The organism is Nocardia shimofusensis NBRC 100134 (genome assembly GCF_001613125.1).
GTDB lineage: Bacteria > Actinomycetota > Actinomycetes > Mycobacteriales > Mycobacteriaceae > Nocardia > Nocardia shimofusensis.
Window position 1 is genome coordinate 117797 of the sequence record NZ_BDBT01000007.1, and the last position, 16883, is coordinate 134679.

13 protein-coding genes and 1 pseudogene are annotated in these 16883 nt (G+C 68.2%); 11 read left to right on the forward strand and 3 right to left on the reverse strand.

Annotated elements, in window-relative coordinates:
* Positions 1–44: 44 nt before the first annotated feature.
* The 3 genes and pseudogenes from NS3_RS30650 to NS3_RS10020 all read left to right on the forward strand — a co-directional run.
* A pseudogene (locus tag NS3_RS30650) lies at positions 45–432 on the forward strand (DUF4389 domain-containing protein); the annotation flags it as partial.
* A gap of 53 nt (positions 433–485) precedes the next feature.
* The gene (locus tag NS3_RS30655) at positions 486–704 is read left to right on the forward strand and encodes a DUF4389 domain-containing protein (RefSeq protein WP_444980675.1); all 219 of its coding nucleotides are present in this window, start codon (positions 486–488) and stop codon (positions 702–704) included.
* 70 nt (positions 705–774) lie between these two features.
* Positions 775–2463: a SulP family inorganic anion transporter gene (locus NS3_RS10020; protein WP_067857588.1), complete on the forward strand. Its 1689-nt coding sequence runs from the start codon at positions 775–777 to the stop codon at positions 2461–2463.
* Between the two features lie 7 nt (positions 2464–2470).
* Here the strand turns inward: NS3_RS10020 and NS3_RS10025 are convergent, their stop codons facing one another.
* A complete protein-coding gene (locus tag NS3_RS10025) occupies positions 2471–3016 on the reverse strand; it encodes a flavodoxin family protein (RefSeq protein ID WP_067857211.1) in 546 nt (181 codons plus the stop codon).
* 90 nt (positions 3017–3106) lie between these two features.
* Between NS3_RS10025 and NS3_RS10030 the strand changes: the two genes are divergently transcribed.
* Both NS3_RS10030 and NS3_RS10035 read left to right on the forward strand, forming a co-directional pair.
* Positions 3107–3826: a hypothetical protein gene (locus NS3_RS10030; protein ID WP_245649547.1), complete on the forward strand. Its 720-nt coding sequence runs from the start codon at positions 3107–3109 to the stop codon at positions 3824–3826.
* Positions 3823–5208, forward strand: coding sequence for a wax ester/triacylglycerol synthase family O-acyltransferase (locus NS3_RS10035; protein WP_067857213.1), 1386 nt, complete (start codon positions 3823–3825; stop codon positions 5206–5208). The genes NS3_RS10030 and NS3_RS10035 overlap by 4 nt, the downstream gene beginning before the upstream one ends.
* 55 nt (positions 5209–5263) lie before the next feature.
* Here NS3_RS10035 and NS3_RS10040 read toward each other — a convergent pair whose 3' ends face one another.
* Positions 5264–6220 carry a hypothetical protein gene (locus tag NS3_RS10040; protein ID WP_067857594.1) on the reverse strand — a complete coding sequence of 319 codons (957 nt, stop codon included), beginning with the start codon at positions 6218–6220 and terminating at the stop codon, positions 5264–5266.
* A gap of 260 nt (positions 6221–6480) precedes the next feature.
* Between NS3_RS10040 and NS3_RS10045 the strand changes: the two genes are divergently transcribed.
* The 6 genes from NS3_RS10045 to NS3_RS10070 all read left to right on the forward strand — a co-directional run bounded on the left by NS3_RS10045 (position 6481) and on the right by NS3_RS10070 (position 15813).
* Positions 6481–9732 (forward strand): beta-phosphoglucomutase family hydrolase, encoded by a 3252-nt coding sequence (locus NS3_RS10045; protein ID WP_245649548.1) that lies wholly within the window; start codon positions 6481–6483, stop codon positions 9730–9732.
* Between the two features lie 82 nt (positions 9733–9814).
* Entirely contained in the window at positions 9815–10261 is a 447-nt protein-coding gene (locus NS3_RS10050; protein ID WP_067857215.1) for a CBS domain-containing protein, read from the forward strand.
* 93 nt (positions 10262–10354) lie between these two features.
* Positions 10355–10921 (forward strand): flavodoxin domain-containing protein, encoded by a 567-nt coding sequence (locus NS3_RS10055; protein WP_067857597.1) that lies wholly within the window; start codon positions 10355–10357, stop codon positions 10919–10921.
* 9 nt (positions 10922–10930) lie between these two features.
* The gene (gene ppsA, locus NS3_RS10060) at positions 10931–13246 is read left to right on the forward strand and encodes a phosphoenolpyruvate synthase (protein WP_067857217.1); all 2316 of its coding nucleotides are present in this window, start codon (positions 10931–10933) and stop codon (positions 13244–13246) included.
* Between the two features lie 201 nt (positions 13247–13447).
* Positions 13448–14110 (forward strand): response regulator, encoded by a 663-nt coding sequence (locus tag NS3_RS10065; protein ID WP_281205298.1) that lies wholly within the window; start codon positions 13448–13450, stop codon positions 14108–14110.
* A 41-nt stretch (positions 14111–14151) separates the two neighbouring features.
* Positions 14152–15813, forward strand: a complete 1662-nt coding sequence (locus NS3_RS10070; RefSeq protein ID WP_307609596.1) for a sensor histidine kinase — start codon at positions 14152–14154, stop codon at positions 15811–15813.
* A gap of 28 nt (positions 15814–15841) precedes the next feature.
* On the opposite strand, the gene NS3_RS10075 is transcribed toward NS3_RS10070, so the two are convergent.
* Positions 15842–16822, reverse strand: a complete 981-nt coding sequence (locus NS3_RS10075; protein WP_067857224.1) for an Acg family FMN-binding oxidoreductase — start codon at positions 16820–16822, stop codon at positions 15842–15844.
* Positions 16823–16883 lie beyond the last annotated feature (61 nt).

The following is a 16883-nucleotide window of genomic DNA, read 5'->3' on the forward strand; positions in this document are numbered from 1 at the left end:
ACCGGAATGAGGTGCTGTCCATGGATACCGAATACGAGTCCGGTTATCCGTTGTCCCTGAGGGGTGACCTCGACCCGCCGCTGTCTCGCTGGCTGTGGCTGATCAAGTGGCTGCTCGCGATCCCCCACTACATCGTGCTGTTCTTCCTGTGGATCGCCTTCTCCGCACTGACACTGGCCGCGGGGGTGGTCATTCTGTTCACCGGCCGCTACCCGCGTGCGATCTTCGATTTCAATGTGGGGGTCATGCGCTGGAATTGGCGGGTCCAGTTCTACAGCTACGCCGCGCTCGGCACCGACCGCTATCCGCCGTTCACCCTCGGATCGGTCGAGTACCCCGCCGACCTGCAGGTGGCCTACCCGCAACGGTTGTCGCGGTGGAAAGTCCTGGTGAAATGGTGGCTGCTGGCCATCCCGCACTACCTGGTCGTGGCCGCGATGACAGCGAGCGGACCGAGCTTCCGCTCCGAGGACGGCGGCGGCTCGATGCTGAGCATCCCGCTGCTCGGCATCCTGGTTTTGATCGCGGCGGTGATATTGCTGTTCACCGGCCGATACCCGCGGTCGGTGTTCGACTTCGTGCTCGGCATCGATCGCTGGTTCTACCGCGTGCTCACCTACGCGGCGCTGATGCGCGACGAATACCCGCCCTTCCGGCTCGATCAAGGGCCGCGGGAACCCACGACGACGGTGCGCGCCGACTGAATACTCGGCCGGCGACCATCCGAGGACACGGAGTCGGTCGTAGGTGACGCACAATGCCCGGGTGAAGTCGGTGCGTGTGTTTCCCGGTCTGCGGCAGTTACAGGGGTACCAGCGCGCCTGGTTGCGCGCGGACGTGCTGGCGGGCGTCACGGTCGCGGCGTATCTGGTGCCGCAGGTGATGGCGTACGCGACTGTCGCCGGACTGCCGCCGGTCGTCGGCCTGTGGGCCGCGCTGGGCCCGCTGGCCGTGTACGTGCTGTTCGGAACCTCGCGTCAGCTGTCGGTCGGCCCGGAGTCGACCACCGCGCTGATGACCGCGGTCGCGCTCGCGCCGCTGGCGGCGGGTGACCCCGCTCGATACGCGGCGCTGGCCGCGATGCTCGCCGTGGTCGTTGGCGTGCTCTGCCTGCTCGCGGCCCTGGGCGGGCTCGGGGTGCTGGCCGACCTGCTGTCCAAGCCGGTGCTCGTCGGTTATCTGGCCGGCACCGCGGGCATCATGATCGTCGGGCAACTCGGCGGGGCGACCGGTGTGCCGGTGGACGGCGAGACCATCCCGGCCCAGTTGCGCTCGTTCGCACAGAATCTGGAGCGCTGGCATCCGCCGACCGCCGCATTGGCTCTGTGCGTGCTGGTCGCGTTGCTGGCGGCGGCGCGGTGGTTGCCGAAGCTGCCCGGGCCGCTGCTGGCGGTACTGCTCGCCGGTGCGGTGGTCACCGTGTTCTCGTTGCGACGCTATGGCATCGAGACGGTCGGGCCGGTGCCCGCGGGCATCCCCACCCCGGGTTTCGCGGCGGTCGATCCGGCCGACCTGGTGCAGCTGGTTCTGCCCGCCGTGGGCATCGCCGTGGTCGCATTCTCCGACAACGCGCTCACCGGCCGCGCGTTCGCCTCTCGGCACGGTCGCCACATCGAGGCCGACGCCGAACTGGCGGCCCTCGGCGCGACCAACCTGGCCGCCGGGGCGCTGCAGGGCTTTCCGGTCAGTTGCAGCGGAAGCCGCACGACCATCGCCGATGCGATGAATGCCAGGACACAGCTCTACTCACTTGTCACGCTCGGCACGGTGCTGATCGTTCTGGTCGGCGCGTCAGGGGTACTCGCGGTGTTTCCGACCGCGGCGCTGGCCGCGCTGGTGATCTACGCGGCGCTGCGGCTGATCGACCTGCCCGAGCTGCGCCGGATCGGGCGGTTCCGGCGCAGCGAGCTGGTGCTGGCCCTGGCCACATTGTCGGCGGTACTGACGCTCGGCGTGCTCTACGGCGTGCTCGTCGCGATCGCCCTGTCGATCCTGGATCTGCTCCGGCGCGTCGCGCGCGCCCACGACGCCATCCTCGGCTTCGTGCCGGGGCTGGCGGGCATGCACGACATCGATGACTACTCGCTGGCGCAGCCTGTCGCCGGGCTGGTGATCTATCGCTACGACGCGCCGCTGTGCTTCGCCAATGCCGAGGACTTCCGGCGGCGCGCGCTGGCGGCTGTCGACCAGCAGACCGAGCGAGACGGAGTCCCGGTGCGCTGGTTCGTGCTCAACGTCGAGGCGAACGTGGAGGTGGATCTGACCGCCTTGGACGCGGTGGAACAGTTGCGCGGCGAATTGACCGAGCGGGGTATCACCTTCGCGATGGCGCGGGTGAAGCAGGATCTGCGTTCCGCGCTGGACGCGTTCGGACTCACGGCCCGCATCGGAGCGGAGCATCTGTACCCGACGTTACCCACCGCGATCGAGGCCTATCGGGCGGTGACCGGCTCAGGGGCGTGAGCGGGCGCTATCCTTCGACCTCCGGTCTCCGGGCAGCTTCCGCCGCCTGCATTTCGGTGGCCGCGAGATGTTCCCCCCAGGCTCGGGCCCGATCGATCTCGCCGTCGACCACAGGCCCTGGCGTTCCGGCGACGAAGAAGTCCTGCGGATCGTCGGTCAGCTGATATCCCAGTGCTTTCAGCCGTTTGCCGATTCCCCGTGCCGCCGAACCCGGCAGCCATGGCGGCTTGCCGACCTTGGTGCCGAACGCCGCGGCGCGTGCCCCCTCGGGAGCGGGGGACGCGTCCTGCAACCACTCGCGGATGCCGATCTCCGTCTCGACCGGTTCGTCGGTCTGCCCGGCGGCATCCAAGCGGGTGCGGGCGCGACTGAGGCCGAAGGCATGGGTGGGGCCACCGACGATCAGCAGATCCACCGGAAGGTCGGGCAACTCCGAGGCCGCGACCACGCCCATCACCTGCACCTCGGCGCGCCCGTCGAAACCCTGGGCTATGGCTTCGGCCACCTCGGCGGTGTTGCCGAACATCGATTCGTAGACGATCCGTACCTGCATCTGGTCGATCCTTCCCGGTCGGGATCTGGTCTGCATGCTGTACCTCCGCGCATCTGTACCGAAACGCCGCCGTAGCGGATCATCGATGGCATGCCGCACAGCGCCGACACCGGCAATCGGACGATTCCGCAGGATTCCCCGTGGCCGCTCCCCCCTCCGTCCGATGCGATACCCGCCGGCGACAGCGTCGCGATCCTGTCGGGAAAACGGCTGTGGCGCCGGTGGTTCGCTCTGGTGACGGTCGGGGAGCTCCTCGGTTTCCTGACACCTTCGGTGGTGGGCGCGCTGGTCGTGGATCGCGTCGACCTGCTCGCCGCCGGCGCGCTGCTCGTGGCGGGAGCGGTGGAGGGCGCGACACTGGGCTGGTTCCAAGCTCGGGCGCTGCGACCGGCGCTGCCGGGATTGCGGAGTTCGCGCTGGATCATCGCGACCGTCCTGGGGGCACTGGTCGCCTGGTCGGTGGGTGCGTTGTTCGTCGTCACCGACGGACTCTCCGGATGGGCGCGGGGGGCGCAGGTGGCGGGATTCGGGGTGGGCGGACTGGTGATTCTGCTGTCCATCGGGGTGGCGCAGTGGGCGGTCCTGCGCGCGCACACCGACCGTGCGGCGCGCTGGATCTCGGCGAACGCCCTGGCATGGCTGGCAGGATTGACCGTCTTCACCGCGTTCACCAGTCCGCTCTGGCAGCCTGGACAAGCGGCGGCCGTGGTGGCGGTCATCGGTGTATTCGGCGGCTTGCTGATGGCCGCCGTGATGGCCGCGGTCACCGGCCTGTTCCTGGTCGGACTGGTGGAAAAGAGTAGACGATGAGCGAACTGGGCCCCCTCGACGCGGGTTTCCTCGAACTGGAGGACACCGATCTGCACGTGAGCGCGCGCATCGGCGTAGTAGCGATTCTCGCGGGCAGTCCGGGAGATCGCGCGGACTTCGAACGCCGGCTCGCGCGCCGCATCGAAGCGAATCCACGAATGCGGCAGAAGATCCAGCGTGGCCGCTGGGACATCACCGCGCCGGTGTGGGTGCCCGATTCCGCGTTCGATCTCGGACACCACCTGACGTGGGCAGCGCTGCCCCGGCCGCGGGACGAGGCCGCGCTGTGGGAGTTCACGGCGAACACGATGGGGCGGCGGCTGGACCGGGATCACCCGCTCTGGCACTTCACCGTCGTCGAGCAACTCGAGGGCGACCGCTGGGCGGTGATCCTGGCCGCTCATCACAGCCTGGTCGACGGCGTCTCCGGGGTCTCCTTGCTGCGGAGCCTCTGTGACTCGCCTGCCGAGGATGCCGGCGCCGCCTCCGCGGGAAGCGGGGCGAGCGAGCCGCCCGCGGAGAGCGCGGACGGTACGACAGCGGACTGGCAGCGCCTGTTACGCGGTGGACTGGAGTTACCCCTACGAGCGCCCGGACTGTTGGCGCAGGCGCCGCGCGCGGTGATCCGTACCGCGCGCGGGATGGCGCCATTGCTGCAGAGCGTGCTCGCCCCGCCGCGTCGCGGCTCGTCGCTGAACGGGCCGATCGGCAGGCAGCGCCGTTACGCGGTCGCCCGCGTCGGGCTCGACGAGATCGACCGGGTGCGGAAAGTGTTGGGCGGCACGGTCAACGACGTGGCGCTGACAGCGGTCACCGCGGCACTGCGCGCCGTCCTGCTGGCGCGCGGCGAGCAGCCGGGGCCGGACTCCGCGCGTGTGCTCACCCCTGTCTCCACGCGGTCGGCGCGCGCCTCGGGGAAGTTGGACAACCGGGTGTCGCTGATGTTGCCCGCTCTCCCGGTCGATCGCGAGGATCCGCTGGATCAGTACACCGCGGTGCGCGAGCAGATGGACAGCCTCAAGAGCGGCGGCGAGTCGGGTGCGGGCCGGATGCTCATCTCCGCGGCCGGGCTCGTGCCGTTCGCGCCGCTGGCATGGGTGGTGAAGACAGCGCTGCGCTACCCGCAGCAGGGTGTCGCAGCCCTGGCCACGAACGTGCCGGGACCGACGCAGACACAGCACCTGTTCGGCGCCGACGTCCTCGAAGTGTTTCCGTTCGCCCCGATCGCGATGCGCTTACGCATCGGCATCGCCATGCTGAGCTATGCGGGCACCCTGAACTTCGGCATCACCGGCGATTACGACGGCGCGCCCGATATCGACTTGGTCGCCCGCACGATCCCGGCCGCAGTGCATCGACTGCTCGAGCGCGCAGGCGTGTGAAGGCGTTCGAGCAGGTATCCGCCACCACCGCATGCCATCGAACGTCGTGCCCTCGTCATGCGCGGCGGTGGGCGAGGTGCTTTCGCACCGCGGTGATGATGCTGCCGGCGCAGACCAGGATCACCGCGATGGCGCCGATGCCGATGGCGATGTCGAGTGCGCGACCCAGATCGCCCTCCTGGCCTTCCTGCAGGTCGGCCAGGAACTCGTCGGAGAAATACGGCCGGTGCACCAGGATCGCGGCGGCAGTGGTGACGGCGAGCAGATCCGCGACGACAGACAGCGCGGTGACCGGCAGAGTCCAGGCGCGCACGACCAACTGCGCGATGGCCACGATCACCCACAGCGCGGCGACGACCGCCGCCAACGGCAGCAGCCGATCGACGATGCCGGGATCGAGATTCTCGGCGGTCTCGGAAAGGAAGGAAGGCGCCAGCGCGGGAGACAGGCACAAGGTCGCGATGAGCACCGCGGTGCCGAACACCAGGTCGGCGATGGCGTCACCGAGCGGGATCTCGTGCCCGCGCGGTACCGCGGGCAGGTCGTCGGGTCGCCACTCGTGCAGGACCGCACCCGGAGCCGTGCGCTCGATGACGGCGAATACCACCGTCACCCAGACGGCCGCGTACACCGCACCGGTGAACGCGGAGGTGAGCGCCTCCTCGAGCACCCCGCCGATCGTCGTCGTCTCGTCGTCGACCACCGCGCCCAGCAGGCTCAGCCCGCCCACGACGCCCGCCACCACACGGATCGCCGGCCACAGCACGCGCAGATAGGTGTCATACAGGCGGGGCCCGATGAGCTGGCGTGGCGCTCCCCGGAAACGGCGCGCCTGATCCTCGGGCGGGCCGAGTTCGACGAGTACCTCACGCGTCGGGCGCCCGGAGGATTCCTTCGCGATCCGTGCCCGGAGTTCCTCGGTCGCCGTCTCCCGCCGCGACTTCGGCAGGTGCGTGAGCACACCGTGCACGTAGCGGTCGATCAGTTCGTCGTCGGACAACGTGTCGGTCATCATCGCTCCCAATTGCCGGTCGGCACGCGTCCTTCGGAGGCGCCACGGCCATCGCCTGGCACTCACATCCGGGCGCGCGTCGCCAGGTTATACCGAACGGGCCGCCGGCACCTGACAAGGTATACGCAGGAAAGGGGCTCCGGTCTGTCCCCGGCCCGCCTTCATCGGATCGAATCCAGGCATCATCGATCGCAACGGCGGAAAGGGGCGTACAACCGAGTCGGAGCAGGCGACATGCGTGACGGAAGGGTGTGTACCGAGTGCGGCTGAAGAATCTGCCCACGTCGTGGGGTCGGACAGCCGACGACCACGGCGCGGTGATCTTCGATATGGACGGCGTGGTCACCGACACCGCAGCGGTGCACGCCGCGGCGTGGAAGAGACTGTTCGACGAGGTTCTGCCCGAACTGGGCCAACCGGATCGCAGCTTCGACGCCGACAGCGACTACCGCGTATATGTGGACGGCCGTAGCCGCGAGGAGGGCGTGCGCGCGTTTCTGGCCTCGCGCGGTATCACCGTCCCGGAGGGCAGCCCGGACGACGCACCCGGCACGCCGACCGTCGCCGGTATGGCCCGGCGCAAACAGGAATTGTTCGGTGACGAGCTCACCCGCGTGGGTGTGCGTGTCTTTCCCGACGCGGCGGAACTGCTCGCCGGGCTGCGTGCGGCCCGGATACCGACGGCACTGGTGACGGCCAGCCGCAACAGCGTCGCCATTCTGCGCACCGCCGGACTGGAAGATCTGTTCACAGTTCGCGTCGACGGCACCGACGCGCTTCGCTTGCAGCTGCCGAGCAAGCCCGACCCCGGCATGTTCCTCGAGGCGGCGCGACGGCTCCGGCTTCCGCCGATCGACATCGTCGTACTGGAAGACGCGACGAGCGGCGTGCGCGCCGCGGCCGACGGCGGTTTCGGGCGCGTGATCGGGGTGGACCGGCACGGCGCGGCCGCGGCGTTGGCGGCCGCGGGCGCCGACCTCGTCGTCACCGATCTGACCCGGCTCGAGCTGACCGGGCCGCTGCCCGGTGTCGACGCCTCGGCGGCAGATCGATGGGGTGGCGGGGCCACCGTCGCGGGACCGGATGGATGGAGCCTGGTCTACGACGACTTCGTCGCGGTCCAGGAAGGTACGCGGGAAGCGTTGTGCACCACGGGCAACGGATACTGGGCCACCCGAGGTTCGGTGCCGGGCAGCGTGAACGACGCGGTGCACTATCCCGGCACGTACATCGCAGGCGTGTACAACCGGTGCATCTCCGACCTCGGTGATCGGATCGTGGAGACCGAGCACCTGGTCAACACCCCGGACTGGACGTTTCTCACCGTGCGTCCGATCGACGGGACGGTATTCGAGCCGGACTCGCCGCAATCCACCTCGCACCGCCGGGAGCTGGATCTGCGTACCGGTGTCACGACCTTCGCCGACACCTACCAGGACGGTGAGGGCCGCCGGACCCGTGTGGTGACGCGCCGCTTCCATTCGTTGTCCGACCCGCACCTGGCCGCGCTCGAGCTCACCGTCGAAGCCGAGAACTGGACCGGAGACGTGGTGATCGCCTCGGCGATCAACGCCGACGTCGCGAATCGAAATGTCGACGCGGACAGTCTCTTGTGCTCGAACCACCTGGGGGCGGGCAGGCATCGTGAACTCGACCGGCACACCGTGCTGTACGAGACCACGACCGAGCAATCCGGGATCACGCTCGCCTTGGCGGCGCGCACCCGTACCGAAGCGCCGGTGTCACACCGCCGAGTACTGCCCGAACGTCTGCGTCCCGGAAGTGAACTGACCGTACAGCTCAAACCCGGTGCGCCGATCGTGGTCGAGAAGATAGCGGCGATCGCGACCTCCCGCGATCGCGGCATCTCCACCCCTGCCCTGGATGTGGCAGCGCGGATCGGGCGCGCCCCGCATTTCCAGGCTCTGCTGGCCGCTCAGGTCGATGCTTGGGCGCGGCTGTGGGAGCGTTTCGGGATCCGGCTCTCCGACGGCAGCACATCGCAGTTGGCGCTCAACCTGCACGTGTTCCACGTACTCCAATCCGTGATCGATGCCGGACCGGATCGCGACGCAGGCGTTCCCGCGCGCGGACTGCACGGCGAGGCCTACCGCGGGCACATCTTCTGGGACGAGATCTTCGTCCACCCGATGCTGACGCTGCGCCGGCCCGAACTCACCCGAGCGGCGCTGTGGTACCGCTATCGACGACTCGACCGCGCACGCGTCGCGGCCAGCACAGCAGGGTGGACAGGTGCGTTGTTCCCGTGGCAGAGCGGAAGTGACGGGCGCGAGGAGACTCCGACCGAATTGTTCAACCCGCGCACCGGCCGGTGGATGCCGGACAACTCTTTTCGCCAGCGCCACGTCGGGCTCGCCCTGGCCTACAGCGTATGGCAGTACTACCAGACCACCGCCGACCAGCGTTTCATGATCGATTGCGGCGCGGAGATCGTGGTGGAGGTCGCGCGCCTGTTCGCCGCGATGGCCGTTCTCGACCCGGCGTCGGGCCGGTTCGACATCGACGGTGTGATGGGCCCCGACGAATACCATGACGGCTACCCGGAGCGACCGGGACGAGGGGTTCGCAACAACACCTACACCAACGTTCTGGCCTCGTGGGTGCTGACGCGAGCGCAAGATGTCGTGCGGCTGATCGACGGCGCCGACTGCGCACCCCTGCGGCAGCGTCTTCGCCTGGGCGCCGACGAGCCGACCCGATGGGATCACATCAGTCGTAAGCTGCGCGTGCCGTTCCACCGCGACGGCATCATCTCCCAGTTCGACGGATACGAGGATCTCGAGGAATTCGACTGGGATCGCTATCGTGCCGACTACGGCAATGTGGAACGGCTCGACCTGATCCTGAACGCCGAGGGCGACAGCACCAACCGGTACAAGCTGTCCAAACAGGCCGATGTCCTGATGTTGTTCTACCTGTTCTCCGCCGAGGAACTCCGCAGGGTGTTCGCCCACCTCGGCTACGCCTTGCCCGGTGAGCTCATCCCGCGAACGGTTTCCTACTATCTCGCCCGTACCAGTCATGGATCCACCTTGAGCAGGCTCGCACATGCCTGGGTGCTGGCCCGAACCGATCGCGCCGCGTCGTGGCAGTTGTTCAGCCAGGCCCTGGCCGCCGATCTCGACGACACGCAGGACGGCACAACGCGGGAAGGCGTGCACCTCGGGGCCATGGCCGGAACGGCCGACATGATCATGCGCTGCTACGGCGGCCTCGAGACACGCGACGACATGCTGCTGCTGCACCCGGTGTTGCCCGTGAAGTTGAAGGAAACGGAATTCACCATCTCCTTCCGTGGCCAGCCGGTGACGATCGTGCTCACCCACACCGACATCGTGCTGCGGCTGCATCCCAGCACCGCGGCGCCGATCCGAGTCTGCGTCGAGGGCGTGGAGCGGGTACTCGGCCCAGGACAGACGTGGACGTTCACCTCGGAAGGACAGGAACGACCTCCCGCCACGGCGGAGTCGCTACCGATGACCGGACAGTGACCTTCTGCTCTGCCGAGTTGCGCCGATCGGTTCGAAGATAGGGAAAGGGCATCGCAGAACCGAGAGGAAGGCAGACAACGACATGACGACTGCATCCGAGATCATGCGACCCGATGTCGCATACATCGGCATCCGAGACTCCATGGAAACAGCGGCGGAGCGCATGCGTCGACTCGGCGTCGGCGCGCTCCCCATCTGTGATGGCGAGAGGCATCCCGTCGGGATCGTCACCGATCGCGACATCGTCGTGAAAGTCGTCGGTGTCGGGGCGAATCCGAAGTCGACGATGGCGGGCGAGCTTGCGCAGGGCGCCGAGAGCATGCACACCATCGATGTCACCGCCGAAGTCGACGACATTCTGGGCACCATGGAGCGCAATCAGGTGCGGCGCCTGCCCGTCCTGGACAACGGTGTGCTCGTCGGTATCATCACCGAGGCCGACCTGGCTCGTCATCTGCCGGGAAGCACGGTGGGCGAATTCGTCGAAGCCGTGTGTGCCGATTCCCTGCCTGCCACCGAGCCCGCCTGAACAACATCGATCCGGAGGGCGGGCCATTGGTCACCGTCGGCCAGAGCATCACGACTCTGCCTGGAGACCTCGCGCAGCGGGGACGCTGAGATGATGACACCGACACCTACGCAGATCGCGGTCCTGTACGCGACCGAGCAGGGATCGACCCGCGACATCGCGGATTTCATCGCCGAGGACCTCGCCGCTCGTGGCGGCGAGGTCGAGGTCAGCGAGGTCACCCACGCTCCGGAGCTGAGCCGATTCGATGCTGTCGTACTCGGCAGCGCGATCCACAACATGAACTTCCTGCCGGAAGCTCAGAGCTATATCCGTGCCCACGACCAGGAACTGCGAGACACCGAGCTGTGGCTGTTCGGTGTCGGTCTCGGCCCCGCCCTGCGCGGCCCGATCGGGCGACGACTCGGTCCCGTCGTGCCACCGGAGATCGCGCGGCTGCGTGATCTGGTCGCGCCACGCGATTATCGGACCTTCGCCGGGGTGTACGAGCGAGCGGGCGTGCCGCTGTCGGCTCGCGTGCGGTATCGGTTGCTCGGTGGTGGCAAGTACGGCGATCTGCGCGACTGGCCGTCGATTCGCGCCTGGTCCGACGAGATCGCGACCACACTGGGACTGCGCTCGGTGTCGATCGACACCGAGCCGAGCACGCACACCCCCTGAGGAGCCGAGATGGGCGAGCGCTATGTGGCCGGGTTCGACGGCCTTCGACTCGGCGATGCCGATCGCGCCGGTGGAAAAGGCGCGAACCTGGGCGAATTGGTGGCCGCGCGGCTGCCGGTTCCGCCGGGGTTCGTCGTGCTGCGTTCCTGCTACGAGCAGTTCATCTCGGGCACGGCGGGCGCGGAGCTGGACAGCCTGCACCAGCAGGCCTTGGAGGCCGTGTCCGACACGACCCGGGTAGCCGACCTGTGTTCCCGGATGCGTGAGATCGTGCATCGGGTCGCGCTCGGCGGCGACGCCCGCGCCGAGATTCTCGACGCCTATCGGGCACTCGGCGACCGTGCGCGCGTCGCCGTCCGCTCGTCGGCGATCGGCGAGGACAGCGCGTCGTCGTCGTTCGCCGGCATGAATCTCACCCTGACCAACATCAGCGGCGAGCCGGAACTCCTCGAAGCGATCGTCGACTGCTGGGCCTCGCTGTTCACCCCGCGCGTGGTGACCTACCGCGCGCGGCGCGGCATGCGCGACCGCCCGGTGATGGCCGTGGTCGTGCAGCGCATGATCGCCTCGATCACAGCGGGAGTCGCGTTCACCGCCGATCCGGCCACCGGGCGGCGCGACCGGGTGGTCGTCGAAGCTGCTCGCGGTCTGGGCGAGGTCGTCGTCTCCGGCAGCGTCGAGCCCGACACCTACGTGTTCGACGCCGCCGGTCCGACACTGCTGGAAACCCACAGAGGCGCACAGAATTTCGCCATCGTCACCGGGCCGGAGGGCGATCGGCGGGTCACCCTCGACGAAGCCGACGTCGCGGCTCCGGTGCTCGACGACGAGCAGGCCACCGCGGTGGCCGCGCTCGCGCTCGCCGTGACCCGGCACCACGCGGGCATTCCGCAGGACGTCGAATGGGCATTCGACGATCAGGCGCTGTGGCTGGTCCAGGCCCGTCCGATCACCACCACGATTGCCGGGCACCCCGCCGAAGCGGCGCCCGTCACGCAGCGGAGCCGGCCGCTGGTTCGCGGTCTGGCGGCCGCTCCGGGAACAGCCTCCGGACCGGTGCGCGTCCTGTCCTCCCCGGCCCAGGCGGCCGAATTGCAGGACGGGGACGTCCTGGTCGCCGCGATGACGAATCCGGACTGGCTGCCGGCCTTTTCGCGCGCCGCGGCCGTCGTCACCGACAGCGGAGGGATCACCTGTCATGCCGCCATCGTCGCCCGCGAACTCGGCGTGCCGTGCGTGGTCGGCACGCGAACGGCGACCACCCAGCTGACCGACGGTGCCATCGTCACAGTCGACGGCACCGCGGGCGAAGTGCGCGCGGGCCGGGCTCCGGCGCCGCAGGTCTCGGCCACCTCGACGGCCGCCGGCGCGGGTGCCGGTACGGGGCGGGCGAGTTCGAACGAAGCGACGGCGACCCGGATCTATGTCAACCTCGCACTCCCCGAGGTCGCCGAGCGCGTCGCCGAGACCGATGTCGACGGCGTCGGGCTTCTGCGCGCGGAGGTTCTGCTCACGCAGGCACTGGGCGGCAAGCACCCCCGCGAGCTGCTCGCGCACGGAGAGCAGCGCCGATTCGTCGACAGCATGGCCGAGTCGCTGTTGCGCATCACCACCGCCTTCGCGCCGCGGCCGGTCGTCTACCGCGCCACCGATCTGCGCAGCAACGAATTCCGCGCACTCGCCGGGGGCGCGGAATTCGAACCGGACGAGCGCAATCCGATGATCGGGTACCGCGGCTGTTACCGCTACATTCGCGATCCCGAGGTCTTCGCCCTGGAGCTGCAGGCGCTGGCACGGGTGCGGGAGCGAACGCCGAATCTGCACCTGATGATCCCGTTCGTGCGTACCCGCTGGGAACTGGAGGCGTGTCTGGAACTGGTCGACGCGAGCCCGCTCGGCCGTCAGCGCGGTATGCACCGCTGGGTGATGGCCGAAGTCCCCTCGGTCGTACACTGGCTGCCCGAATACGTCGGTCTCGGCATCGACGGCGTGTCCATCGGAAGCAACGACCTCACCCAGCTGATGCTCGGTGTCGACCGGGACTCCGAGGAGTGCGCCGAGCTCTTCGACGAATCCGACCCCGCGGTCATGGACGCCATCGACCGCATCATCGGTGCCGCTCGCAAGCACGGCATCACCTCGTCGCTCTGCGGACAGGCGCCCTCACGCCGTCCGGATTTCGCCGAGCATCTGGTCCGGATGGGCATCACCTCGATCTCCGTCACCCCGGACGCCGTTCCGGCAGCCCGCCGGGCGATCGCCTCGGCAGAACGCCGGCTGCTGATCGAGCACGCGCTGTCGGCGAACGCCGCTGCCACCCGCTGACTCGGCGACATCGGGAAGGTTTCTCTGCAGCCATTCGTGGCACACTGGTCACACGGGAAAGACAACAACATCTGCCACGATCCGGGATAGCGACACAGGAGGCTGACCATGGATTGGCCGACAGCAGCAGTGATCATTGCCGTGATATTCGCACTGATGGTGATCATCACCAGTTATTTCGCCTCGCGGAAGTCCGGGTGAGTGAGTGGTGTGAGCGGGTCGGCGGGGATCGGGATCTTCCTCGTCGACGATCACGAAATCGTCCGTCACGGAGTGCGTGAGCTCATCGACGCGGAGCCAGATCTCGATGTCGTGGGCGAGGCGGGCGACTGTTCGCAGGCGCTGTCCCGGATCCCCGCGCTCCGGCCGGATATCGCTGTTCTGGACGTGTTGCTGCCCGACGGCAACGGCGTCGAATTGTGCCGGGAACTCCTGCAGTCGGTTTCCGGCTTGCGGTGTTTGATGCTCACCTCGTTGACCGACGAGCAGGCCATGCTGGACGCGATCCTCGCCGGGGCGAGCGGTTACGTGGTCAAAGACGTCAAAGGCTTCGCGTTGGTCGAGGCGATCCGCGAGGTCGGAGCGGGGAAATCCCTGCTGGACAGCCGCGCCGCCGCGGCCCTGATGGCGAAGCTGCGCAACGAGGCGAACGACGACGCCGGTCCGCTGGCAGATCTGACCGGCCAGGAACGCGCCCTTCTCGCATTGCTCGGTGAGGGGCTGACCAACCGGCAGATCGCCGATCGGATGTTTCTCGCCGAGAAGACTGTGAAGAATTATGTATCCCGTTTGTTGACCAAACTCGGAGTGGAACGCCGGGCGCAAGCCGCGGTGATCGCCACGAAGTGGATCGACGCGTACTAGTGCCGCTCGGCTCATCCCGGTGGCCCGGTGACAATGGTCCGGTGGAGCGCATCTCCGAGATCGTCGATGTACGTGACCGGATGGATCGCCTCATGGAGGCGATGCTGGTCGTCACCACCGGACTGGACATCGACAACACACTGCGCACCATCGTGCACACAGCGGCGGAATTGACCGACGCCCGATACGGTGCGCTCGGTGTCAGGGAGAGCGATGAGGCATGCAGCGAGCTCGCCGCATTCGTGTACGAAGGCATCGACGACCGCACTCGGGTGCTCATCGGTGACCTGCCGCGCGGGCACGGCGTGCTGGGACTGCTGATCCGCCATCCGGAGACCATTCGCTTGACCGATCTCCACGATCATCCGTCCTCGGTCGGCTTTCCGCCGAATCACCCCCCGATGCGGACATTCCTTGGTGTGCCGATCCGGGTGCGCGAGGCGGTGTTCGGCGATCTGTACCTGACCGAGAAGGCGAACGGGCAGGAATTCACCGAGGACGACGAAGTCGTCGTGGGCGCGCTGGCCGCCGCCGCGGGTATCGCGATCGAGAATGCCCGGCTCTACGAGCAATCGCGAATGCGTGAACAGTGGCTGGAAGCGACCAGGGACATCAGCACCGAACTGCTGGCCGGAGGCGAGCCGAACGAGGTCCTGGAACTGCTCACCCGGCGAGCGCTCACGCTGACCCATTCGGCCTGCACGTTCGTGGCGCTGCCCGAAGACCCCGAGATTCCGAACGACGAAGTGGCCGAACTCGCCGTGGTGGCTGCCGCGGGCATCCACGCTGAGCAGGTCACCGGCCAGCGCCTTCCCGTGGAGGGCTCCCAATTCGGACGGGCCTTCCGCACCGGCGAATCCGTTGTGGCCGAGAAACTCACCTACGACCTCTTCGCCCACTCGCGCGCCCGTTTCGGCCCCGTTCTCGTGCTACCGCTGCACGCCCGCAACCAGGTGATCGGCGTCCTCACCACCCTGCGCCCGCCCGACCTCGAGCCGCTCGACGCCTCGGAGCAGTCGATGATGGCCGCCATCGGAGATCAGGCTGCCCTCGCCCTGCAACTGGCCGACAGCCAACGACGTATGCGCGAGCTCGACGTCCTGTCCGACCGGGACCGCATCGCACGCGGACTGCACGATCACGTCATCCAGCGGCTGTTCGCTCTCGGGCTGTCGTTGCAGGGCAGCGTCCAACGCGCACGATCACCGGAAATGCAGGCCCGGTTACTCGGCACCATCGATGACGTCCACGACATCATCCAGGGCATCCGGCACTCGATCTTCGATCTGCAGAGCGTCAACGCGACCGATTCGGCCGAGTTCCGCAAGCATCTGCACGAGATCATCATCGACACGACCGCCGAGAGCGACCTGCGCACCACGGTCCGATTCTCCGGGATCCTCACCATCCTGTCCCCCGCGCTGGCCGAGGACATCCGGGCGGTGCTGCGGGAAACGGTGAGCAATGTGGTCCGCCATGCCGAGGCGACCTCGGTCTCGGTCGACCTGAAGGTGGACGAGGACACGGTGACCATAGAGGTCGGCGACGACGGCGTCGGTGTCTCCTCGGGCTACTCGCCAGGCACCGGATTGGCCAACCTCACGGCACGCGCGCAGCGGTACCACGGAACCTTCACCATCGGTGCCCGGCCCGAGGGCGGCACAGTGGCCTCGTGGTCGGTCCGGCTACCCGAATATCCCTGACCGCCGCCGCCGATCGGATGCGCGCGGGTCAGTCGGGGTCCGAGGGAAGCAGCAGTTCCGCGACCGGCCGCCGCGGGGTCATCGGCAGCGGATGGGCGCTGGTAGGCGCCCATCCGACGCGCAGGAAGGCCTGCGGGAAGGCGGTGTCGTGCAATACCTCCACGCGCAGCGCAGTGCGCTGGGCCGGGATTTCCAGCGGCTCGGTGACCAGGCAGGTGGCCAGACCGATGTTGGTCGCCGTCAGCAGAATCGCGCTGATCGCCTCGCCGGCGCGCAATTGCGAGAGCCGGTCGTCGGTCGATGTGCCGATCATCAGCAACTCGGCGTGATCCGCCTCGACGGCGGGGTCGGCCAGCTCTGATCCGGCGAACACGCGGGCGGGAAGCTCGTCGCCCGGCCGCGGCGCCGTCGTACTGTGCGCGGGTACTCCGTCCGCACTGGAATGCCTTCCTGTCCACATCGCGAGCTCGAACCGATAGGACTCGTCCTCGGAATGCAGCCTGGCGGCCTCTCTCGCCGCCGCGACGATGTGCCGCCGCTCGCCCGCGTCCACGACCCGCACCACCGCGCCCAGCGACCCGGCTCGTTCGCTGAACAGGCTCAGATGGCCCGGTGGGATGGGCCAGGACGTGAAGTGGCGGCGATCTGTGCGGCGGCGGGGAATGGCTCTGCTGAGTGCGACGTCCTGCTCGGTCGGCCGATGCGGGACCAGGGTCACCGCCGCGAGGTGGTCGGGATCGTCCGGGTTCGGCAGCCGGTTGACCACCGCCGCCCAGCCCAAGGCGGTGAACGCGACGGCGAGATGATGCAGTGCGGCGCCGCAGCTCAGCATGATGTCGCGCAGGTCCGGGTCGGTCGAAGGCAAAGTGCGGGTGGAATCCAGATACAAGTGCACACTTCGGTCGCCGACTCGCCAGCGCCACGGCTGCACATTGTGCACCGATGGCGCCCGGCCGGCCAGCGCCAATGCCGTCTCCACTGTGTGTTCGTCGGGCAGTCCGCGCTCCATGATGTCGTCCGTTCGTCGAGCGGATCTCTGTCTTCCACCGTCGCACGGCCGGAACCGGGCC

Excerpts from the sequence above, each read along its gene's own strand:
- NS3_RS30655 (WP_444980675.1), top strand. The coding sequence starts at position 486 with ATGCTGAGCATCCCGCTGCTCGGCATCCTGGTTTTGATCGCGGCGGTG.
- NS3_RS10025 (WP_067857211.1), bottom strand. The coding sequence starts at position 3,016 with ATGCAGGTACGGATCGTCTACGAATCGATGTTCGGCAACACCGCCGAG.
- NS3_RS10030 (WP_245649547.1), top strand. The coding sequence starts at position 3,107 with ATGCCGCACAGCGCCGACACCGGCAATCGGACGATTCCGCAGGATTCC.
- NS3_RS10035 (WP_067857213.1), top strand. The coding sequence starts at position 3,823 with ATGAGCGAACTGGGCCCCCTCGACGCGGGTTTCCTCGAACTGGAGGAC.
- NS3_RS10040 (WP_067857594.1), bottom strand. The coding sequence starts at position 6,220 with ATGACCGACACGTTGTCCGACGACGAACTGATCGACCGCTACGTGCAC.
- NS3_RS10050 (WP_067857215.1), top strand. The coding sequence starts at position 9,815 with ATGACGACTGCATCCGAGATCATGCGACCCGATGTCGCATACATCGGC.
- NS3_RS10055 (WP_067857597.1), top strand. The coding sequence starts at position 10,355 with ATGACACCGACACCTACGCAGATCGCGGTCCTGTACGCGACCGAGCAG.
- ppsA (WP_067857217.1), top strand. The coding sequence starts at position 10,931 with ATGGGCGAGCGCTATGTGGCCGGGTTCGACGGCCTTCGACTCGGCGAT.
- NS3_RS10075 (WP_067857224.1), bottom strand. The coding sequence starts at position 16,822 with ATGGAGCGCGGACTGCCCGACGAACACACAGTGGAGACGGCATTGGCG.